Annotated in this window: 8 protein-coding genes and 1 tRNA gene; all 9 read right to left on the reverse strand. The window is 57.9% G+C overall.

Translation table 11 applies throughout. The features are described from left to right. Positions 1–55: 55 nt before the first annotated feature. Positions 56–4,129, reverse strand: a complete 4,074-nt coding sequence (rpoB, locus tag C6A77_RS03000; protein ID WP_114167946.1) for a DNA-directed RNA polymerase subunit beta — start codon at positions 4,127–4,129, stop codon at positions 56–58. A gap of 220 nt (positions 4,130–4,349) precedes the next feature. Further along, positions 4,350–4,715, reverse strand: coding sequence for a 50S ribosomal protein L7/L12 (gene rplL, locus C6A77_RS03005; RefSeq protein WP_085626169.1), 366 nt, complete (start codon positions 4,713–4,715; stop codon positions 4,350–4,352). Positions 4,716–4,792: 77 nt separating this feature from the next. Continuing rightward, positions 4,793–5,293, reverse strand: a complete 501-nt coding sequence (gene rplJ, locus C6A77_RS03010) for a 50S ribosomal protein L10 (RefSeq protein WP_016715872.1) — start codon at positions 5,291–5,293, stop codon at positions 4,793–4,795. A 197-nt stretch (positions 5,294–5,490) separates the two neighbouring features. Further along, positions 5,491–6,186 carry a 50S ribosomal protein L1 gene (rplA, locus tag C6A77_RS03015; protein ID WP_085626170.1) on the reverse strand — a complete coding sequence of 232 codons (696 nt, stop codon included), beginning with the start codon at positions 6,184–6,186 and terminating at the stop codon, positions 5,491–5,493. Next, complete coding sequence (rplK, locus tag C6A77_RS03020) at positions 6,186–6,617, reverse strand: 50S ribosomal protein L11 (protein ID WP_003255500.1); 432 nt, start codon at positions 6,615–6,617, stop codon at positions 6,186–6,188. Before rplK ends, rplA begins: the two co-directional genes overlap by 1 nt. Positions 6,618–6,736: 119 nt before the next feature. After that, a complete protein-coding gene (gene nusG, locus C6A77_RS03025; RefSeq protein WP_003255501.1) occupies positions 6,737–7,270 on the reverse strand; it encodes a transcription termination/antitermination protein NusG in 534 nt (177 codons plus the stop codon). Between the two features lie 9 nt (positions 7,271–7,279). Then, positions 7,280–7,648: a preprotein translocase subunit SecE gene (secE, locus tag C6A77_RS03030; protein WP_114167947.1), complete on the reverse strand. Its 369-nt coding sequence runs from the start codon at positions 7,646–7,648 to the stop codon at positions 7,280–7,282. A 44-nt stretch (positions 7,649–7,692) separates the two neighbouring features. Then, positions 7,693–7,768 (reverse strand) — tRNA-Trp (locus tag C6A77_RS03035). A gap of 54 nt (positions 7,769–7,822) precedes the next feature. Beyond that, on the reverse strand, positions 7,823–9,001 hold a 1,179-nt coding region (gene tuf / locus C6A77_RS03040), incomplete at its 5' end, for an elongation factor Tu (protein ID WP_114167953.1).

Genomic DNA, 9,001 nt, shown 5'->3' on the forward strand with positions numbered 1-9,001 from the left:
TCCTGGCGGAGCAGGGAGCGGGCATTACCTGCCCCACTCCCCTTCGCGTCACGTGTTATTCGGTTTCCAGATCGATATCGATACCGAGCGAACGGATCTCTTTGATCAACACGTTGAAGGACTCGGGCATGCCCGGCTCCATACGGTGATCGCCATCCACGATGTTCTTGTACATCTTGGTACGGCCGTTCACGTCGTCCGACTTCACTGTGAGCATTTCTTGCAGGGTGTATGCCGCGCCGTATGCTTCCAGCGCCCACACTTCCATCTCCCCGAAACGCTGACCACCGAACTGCGCCTTACCACCCAGCGGCTGCTGGGTAACCAGGCTGTAGGAACCAGTGGAACGCGCGTGCATCTTGTCGTCCACCAAGTGGTTCAGCTTGAGCATGTACATGTAACCAACGGTCACAGGACGCTCGAACTTGTTGCCGGTACGGCCATCGAACAGCACCATCTGGCCGCTCTCTGGCAGGTCGGCCAGCTTCAGCATGGCCTTGATCTCGCGCTCCTTGGCACCGTCGAAGACCGGGGTAGCCATTGGCACGCCCTTCTTCAGGTTGTGGGCCAGAGCCAGGATCTCTTCGTCGGTGAACTCGTCGAGGTTTTCCTGACGACCGCCGATCTCGTTGTAGACCTCGGTCAGGAACACGCGCAGTTCAGCGGCCTTGCGCTGCTCTTCGATCATGCGATCGATCTTCTCGCCCAGACCTTTGGCCGCGAGGCCCAGGTGGGTTTCGAGGATCTGACCGACGTTCATACGCGAAGGTACGCCCAGCGGGTTCAGTACGACATCGACCGGAGTACCGTTGGCGTCGTGGGGCATGTCTTCGACCGGCATGATTACCGAGACAACACCCTTGTTACCGTGACGACCGGCCATCTTGTCACCCGGCTGGATGCGACGGCGGATTGCCAGGTAAACCTTGACGATCTTCAGTACGCCCGGCGCCAGGTCATCGCCCTGCTGCAGCTTGCGCTTCTTGTCTTCGAACTTGTCGTCCAGCAGACGGCGACGGTCGACGATGTACTGCTGAGCCTTTTCCAGCTGCTCGTTCAGTGCATCTTCAGCCATGCGCAGCTTGAACCACTGGCCGTGCTCCAGACCGTCCAGCACTTCGTCAGTGATCACGGTGCCTTTCTTCAGGCCCGCGCCACCGTCGACCACCTGGCCGTTCAGGGCGGAACGCAGACGCTCGAAGGTTGCGCCTTCGACGATGCGGAACTCTTCGTTGAGGTCCTTACGGATCTCGTCCAGCTGCATCTTCTCGATGGCCAGGGCGCGGCTGTCGCGCTCGACGCCATCACGGGTGAAGACCTGTACGTCGATGACGGTACCCTTGGTGCCGGTCGGCACGCGCAGGGAGGTGTCTTTAACGTCGCTGGCCTTCTCACCGAAGATCGCGCGCAGCAGTTTTTCTTCCGGAGTCAGCTGGGTTTCGCCTTTTGGCGTGACCTTGCCGACCAGGATGTCGCCAGCGCCGACTTCGGCACCCACGTAGACGATACCGGCTTCGTCCAGCTTGTTCAGTGCGGCTTCACCCACGTTCGGGATGTCCGCAGTGATTTCCTCTGGGCCAAGCTTGGTGTCACGCGCCACACAGGTCAGTTCCTGGATGTGGATGGTGGTGAAGCGGTCTTCCTGAACCACACGCTCGGACAGGCAGATGGAGTCTTCGAAGTTGAAGCCGTTCCATGCCATGAACGCGATGCGCATGTTCTGACCCAGCGCCAGTTCACCCATGTCGGTGGACGGGCCGTCGGCCATGATGTCGCCACGCTGCACCTTGTCACCCTTGCTGACCAGCGGACGCTGGTTGATGCAGGTGTTCTGGTTCGAACGGGTGTACTTGGTCAGGTTGTAGATATCCACACCTGCTTCGCCGGTTTCCACTTCGTCGTCAGCAACGCGAACGACGATACGGCTGGCGTCGACCGAATCGATCACACCACCGCGGCGAGCAACCACGCAGACACCGGAGTCACGGGCAACGTTGCGCTCCATGCCGGTACCTACCAGCGGCTTGTCGGCACGCAGGGTCGGTACAGCCTGACGCTGCATGTTCGAACCCATCAACGCACGGTTGGCGTCGTCGTGCTCGAGGAACGGAATCAGCGACGCAGCGACCGAAACAACCTGCTTCGGCGAGACGTCCATCAGGGTGACGTCTTCCGGCGCCTTGACGGTGAATTCGTTCAGGTGACGAACAGCTACCAGCTCATCGATCAGCTGCTTCTTCTCGTTCATCGCGGCCGAAGCCTGGGCGATGACGTGATCCGCTTCTTCAATGGCCGACAGGAACACGATGTCGTCGCTGACCACGCCTTCCTTCACCACGCGGTACGGGCTTTCAAGGAAGCCGTACTGGTTGGTGCGGGCATAGGCTGCCAGGGAGTTGATCAGACCGATGTTCGGACCTTCAGGGGTCTCGATCGGGCACACACGGCCGTAGTGGGTCGGGTGTACGTCACGGACTTCGAAGCCGGCACGCTCACGGGTCAGACCGCCAGGGCCGAGTGCGGAGACGCGGCGCTTGTGGGTGATCTCGGAGAGCGGATTGTTCTGGTCCATGAACTGGGACAGCTGGCTGGAACCGAAGAACTCTTTCACCGCCGCCGCAACCGGCTTGGCGTTGATCAGGTCTTGCGGCATCAGGCCTTCGCTTTCCGCCATCGACAGGCGTTCCTTGACCGCGCGCTCGACACGCACCAGGCCAACGCGGAACTGGTTCTCGGCCATCTCGCCGACGCAACGTACGCGACGGTTACCCAGGTGGTCGATGTCGTCGACGATGCCTTTGCCGTTACGGATGTCGACCAGGGTCTTCAGAACCTCGACGATATCTTCCTTGCTCAGCACGCCCGAACCTTCGATCTCGGTACGACCGATACGACGGTTGAACTTCATGCGACCAACGGCGGACAGGTCGTAACGCTCGGCGCTGAAGAACAGGTTGTTGAACAGGGTCTCGGCAGCATCCTTGGTTGGCGGCTCACCTGGACGCATCATGCGATAGATCTCGACCAGAGCTTCCAGCTGGTTGCTGGTGGTGTCGATCTTCAGGGTGTCGGAGATGAACGGACCGCAATCGATGTCGTTGGTGTACAGGGTCTCGATACGGACAACCTGTGCCTTGGCGACCTTGATCAGCAGCTCGGTGGTCATCTCGGTGTTGCATTCGGCCAGGATCTCGCCGGTAGCCGGATGCACGATGGCCTTGGCGGTGGTGCGGCCGAGGACGTATTCCATTGGAACGTCCAGCTGCTTCACGCCAGCCTTCTCGAGCTGGTTGATGTGGCGCGCAGTGATACGGCGACCCTGCTCAACGATGACTTTGCCGGTTTCGTCATGGATATCCATGACCGCAACCTCACCACGCAGACGCTGCGGCACCAGTTCCAGGCTGAGTTTTTCGCCGGAAACGTGGAACACGTTGGTGGTGTAGAAGGTGTTCAGCACTTCTTCCGTGCTGTAACCCAGGGCACGCAGCAGCACCGAGGCCGGCAGCTTGCGGCGACGGTCGATACGTACGAACACGCAGTCCTTCGGGTCGAACTCGAAGTCCAGCCAGGAACCGCGGTAAGGGATGATGCGAGCGGAGTACAGCAGCTTGCCGGAGCTGTGAGTCTTGCCACGGTCGTGGTCGAAGAACACACCAGGCGAACGGTGCAGCTGGGAAACGATCACACGCTCGGTACCGTTGATAACGAAGGTACCGTTCTCAGTCATCAGGGGGATTTCACCCATGTAGACTTCTTGCTCTTTGATGTCCTTGATCGCTTTGTTCGACGATTCCTTGTCGAAGATGATCAGGCGCACCTTGACCCGCAGTGGGACCGCGAAGGTCACGCCACGCAGGACACATTCCTTCACATCGAAGGCGGGTTCGCCCAGGCGATAGCCTACGTACTCCAGGGCAGCATTGCCGGAGTAGCTGATGATCGGAAATACCGATTTGAAGGCCGCGTGCAGGCCGACGTCGCGGAACTGATCCTTGGATGCTCCCGCTTGCAGGAATTCGCGATACGAATCCAGCTGGATGGCCAGGAGGTAAGGCACATCCATGACGTCCGGCAACTTGCTAAAGTCCTTGCGGATACGTTTTTTCTCAGTGTATGAGTAAGCCATCAGCGTTCCCCAGCTTGGTCACCTGCTTGTTTGGCTTCTCCCGGCGGGAGCAGCCAGAAAATCGTGCAAACCCCTTGGTTTGCGCCACCCACATGGGTGTCTTGCAGCTTGTTATCGGGGCCGGCCTGACCGGCCACCAATAACGGAAAAAGGCCGGTGGCATAAGCCACCAGCCATCAGCCCTTCGCTCAACGCTCGGACTGGAGTCGCAAGGTCGAGATTACTTCAGCTCGACTTTAGCGCCAGCTTCTTCCAGCTTCTTCTTCGCGTCTTCAGCGGCTTCTTTCGAAACGCCTTCAGCGATAACCTGAGGAGCGCCGTCGACTTTCTCTTTGGCTTCTTTCAGGCCCAGACCGGTCAGTTCACGAACGGCCTTGATCACGTTTACTTTCTTGTCGCCAGCTTCGGTCAGAACGACGTTGAACTCGGTCTGCTCTTCAACAACGGCAGCAGCAGCAGCTGGGCCAGCAGCGGCAACAGCAGCGGTAACGCCGAAGGTTTCTTCCATAGCTTTGATCAGCTCAACAACTTCCAGAACGGTTTTCTGGCCGATTGCTTCGATGATTTGTTCGTTAGTCAGAGACATGACTTAAATCCTGTATTGGGGTGACAGCCTACGCAGCCATCAAATTAAACGTATGATTTTGAAAGAGTTCGCGCGCCTTAGGCGGCGGTAGCTTCTTTCTGGTCGCGAATGGCTGCCAGAGTACGAGCCAGCTTGCTGGTGGCGCCTTGAATAACGCTCATCAGTTTTGCGATAGCTTCGTCGCGGGTCGGCAGGGTAGCCAACACGTCGATCTGGTTCGCTGCAATGAAATTGCCGTCAAACGCAGCTGCCTTGATCTCGAACTTGTCCTGACCCTTGGCAAACTCTTTGAACAGACGAGCAGCAGCGCCCGGGTGTTCGTTGGAGAAAGCAATCAGGGTCGGGCCTTTGAACGCGTCGTTGAGGATCGAAAATTCGGTGCCTTCAACAGCGCGCTTGAGCAGGGTGTTACGTACGACACGTACGTAAACGCCAGCTTCGCGGGCCTCTTTACGGAGTCCGGTCATTGCGCTTACAGTCACACCACGGGCATCGGCCACGACAGCGGACAGAGCGACTTTGGCAGCCTCGTTGACTTCAGCGACGATGGCCTTCTTGTCTTCGAGTTTAATTGCCACGGGTTTACTCCTGGTTTTTACCGTTTCATCTGGCCGAAGCCGGATGTCGTTTTGGTGTCTGATTCGGTAACGAATCGGGAGCACCATCTGCGTGGGCTGGAATTTTAAGGCTTGCGCCGCCTACGGTCTTGGATAGCCCCCGCCAGGCAGGGACCCCAATTTTTGCTGGCGGCACGACAGGTCGCGCCGCCATGTTCTTACACGTTCAGCGAGCTCTGATCGATGACCAGACCTGGGCCCATGGTGGTGCTCAGGGTAACGCGCTTGACGTAGATACCTTTCGAGGAAGCTGGCTTGATACGCTTCAGGTCAGCGATCAGGGCTTCAACGTTTTCCTTCAGCTTGCCAGCTTCGAAGCCGATCTTGCCAACGGAGGTGTGGATGATACCGTTCTTGTCGGTACGGTAGCGAACCTGACCAGCCTTGGCGTTCTTGACGGCGCCGGCTACGTCTGGGGTCACGGTACCTACTTTCGGGTTAGGCATCAGGCCGCGAGGACCCAGAACCTGACCCAGCTGACCTACAACGCGCATGGCATCAGGCGATGCGATGACGACGTCATAGTTCAGGTCGCCGCCTTTCATTTCGGCAGCCAGATCGTCCATACCTACGCGGTCAGCGCCGGCAGCCAGAGCGGCTTCAGCAGCTGGACCCTGGGTGAAGACGGCAACGCGAACGGTCTTGCCAGTGCCGTGCGGCAGCACAGTAGCGCTACGTACGACCTGGTCGGATTTACGCGGGTCAACACCGAGGTTAACGGCGATGTCGTAGGACTCTACGAACTTGGCAGCAGGCAGCGAGGCCAGCAGAGTTGCCGCTTCTTCGAAGTTGTAGGCCTTGCCTGCTTCGATTTTTTCGGCGATTGCCTTTTGGCGTTTGGTCAGCTTAGCCATTACACACCCTCCACGTTCAGGCCCATGCTGCGGGCAGAGCCAGCGATGGTGCGTACAGCAGCGTCCAGGTCAGCGGCAGTCAGATCAGCCTGTTTAGCCTTGGCGATGTCTTCCAGCTGAGCACGGGTAACGGTACCGACTTTAACGGTGTTCGGACGAGCCGAACCACTGGTCAGGCCAGCAGCTTTCTTCAGCAGAACCGAGGCAGGGGTGCTCTTGGTCTCGAAGGTGAAGCTACGGTCGCTGTAGACAGTGATGATCACAGGAGTCGGCAGGCCGGCTTCTTGACCCTGAGTACGGGCGTTGAAGGCCTTGCAGAATTCCATGATGTTCACACCGTGTTGACCCAGTGCTGGACCAACGGGTGGGCTTGGGTTGGCCTGGCCGGCCTTAACTTGCAGCTTGATGTAAGCCTGAATCTTCTTAGCCATGAGCTACTCCAAAATCGGGTACGAACGCCTGATGGCTCCCCGGATGACTTGCGTTTTATCCCAGTGACGACAAAACCCCGCAGCACACAGGGCTGCGGGGTATGGGATGCTTCGTCCGCCTAGACCTTTTCGACCTGGCTGAACTCGAGCTCTACCGGAGTAGAGCGACCGAAAATGAGCACTGCAACCTGCAGGCGGCTCTTCTCGTAGTTAACCTCTTCGACACTACCATTGAAGTCGGCGAACGGACCGTCAATGACTCGAACCACTTCACCCGGCTCGAACAGCGTCTTCGGCTTCGGCTTGTCGCTACCGTCGGCAACGCGACGCAGGATGGCCTCAGCTTCTTTATCAGTGATCGGCGCAGGCTTGTCTGCGGTACCACCAATAAAGCCCATCACACGAGGGGTATCCTTGACCAAGTGCCAAGTCCCTTCGTTCATCTCCATCTGGACCAATACATAGCCAGGGAAGAATTTACGCTCACTCTTGCGCTTCTGGCCGTTGCGCATTTCGACGACTTCTTCGGTCGGGACCAAGATCTCGCCGAAACCGTCTTCCATGCCAGCCAGCTTGACGCGCTCGATCAGGGAGCGCATTACATGCTTCTCGTAACCCGAGTAAGCATGCACAACATACCAACGCTTAGCCACGGATCACCTTTAGCCAACGATCAAGGAGACCGCCCAGCCGAGCAGGGAATCAAGACCCCACAGCAGCAGTGCCATAACCAGCACGACAGCCACGACAATCAGCGTGGTCTGGGTGGTTTCCTGGCGGGTCGGCCACACGACTTTACGAATCTCGGTACGAGCTTCCTTCGCCAGCGTAAAGAACGACTTGCCCTTCGCAGTCTGCAAGGCAACAAAGCCCGCGACAGCAGCCAGGACGAGAAGTGCAAGGACGCGATACAGGATCGGGGATGCGGAGTAATACTGGTTACCCACTACACCGACAACCACCAAAGCCACTACAGCCAGCCACTTGAACAGATCAAAACGCGATTCTTGGGCTTCAGATTTGGGAGTCATCGAGGAGGATCCTGTGAGAAGAAAGCCATCACACCGAGGTGAAATGGCAGGTCAGGAGGGAATCGAACCCCCAACCTACGGTTTTGGAGACCGTCGCTCTGCCAATTGAGCTACTGACCTGTAACGCTGTATCAGGCCGGCCATTATACCGGCCTGATCAAGTAAATCAACTACTTATTCAATAATTTTTGCTACGACGCCGGCGCCGACGGTACGACCGCCTTCACGGATAGCGAAGCGCAGACCGTCTTCCATTGCGATGGTCTTGATCAGGGTGACAGTCATCTGAATGTTGTCACCTGGCATTACCATTTCAACGCCTTCCGGCAGTTCGCAGTTACCGGTCACGTCAGTGGTACGGAAGTAGAACTGAGGACGGTAGCCTTTGAAGAACGGAGTGTGACGACCGCCTTCTTCCTTCGACAGAACGTAGACTTCTGCGGTGAACTTGGTGTGCGGCTTGACCGAACCTGGCTTGACCAGAACCTGGCCACGCTCAACGTCGTCACGCTTGGTACCACGCAGCAGAACGCCGCAGTTCTCGCCAGCACGGCCTTCGTCCAGCAGCTTGCGGAACATCTCAACACCGGTGCAGGTGGTGGTGGTGGTGTCACGCAGACCAACGATTTCCAGCGGATCCTGAACGCGGACGATACCACGCTCGATACGACCGGTAACAACGGTACCACGACCCGAGATCGAGAATACGTCTTCGATCGGCATCAGGAACGGCTGGTCAACGGCACGAATTGGCTCAGGGATGTAGGCATCCAGAGTTTCTACCAGCTTCTTGACAGCGGTAGTGCCCATTTCGTTGTCGTCTTTGCCTTCCAGCGCCATACGAGCCGAACCGATGATGATCGGGGTGTCGTCGCCTGGGAAGTCGTAGGTGGACAGCAGGTCGCGAACTTCCATCTCGACCAGTTCCAGCAGCTCAGCGTCGTCTACCAGGTCAGCCTTGTTCAGGAAGACCACGATGTAAGGAACGCCTACCTGACGGGACAGCAGGATGTGCTCACGGGTTTGTGGCATCGGACCATCGGCGGCCGAGCAAACCAGGATCGCGCCGTCCATCTGGGCAGCACCGGTGATCATGTTCTTCACGTAGTCAGCGTGACCTGGGCAGTCAACGTGAGCGTAGTGACGAATGTTCGAGTTGTACTCGACGTGAGCGGTGTTGATGGTGATACCGCGCGCTTTTTCTTCCGGAGCCGAGTCGATCTTGTCGAACTCAACGACTGCCGAACCGAAAACTTCGGAGCAGACGCGAGTCAGAGCTGCGGTCAGAGTGGTCTTACCGTGGTCAACGTGGCCGATAGTGCCGACGTTAACGTGGGGAAGGGAACGATCAAA

The organism is Pseudomonas sp. AFG_SD02_1510_Pfu_092 (assembly GCF_003331055.1).
Classification (GTDB): Bacteria; Pseudomonadota; Gammaproteobacteria; order Pseudomonadales; family Pseudomonadaceae; genus Aquipseudomonas.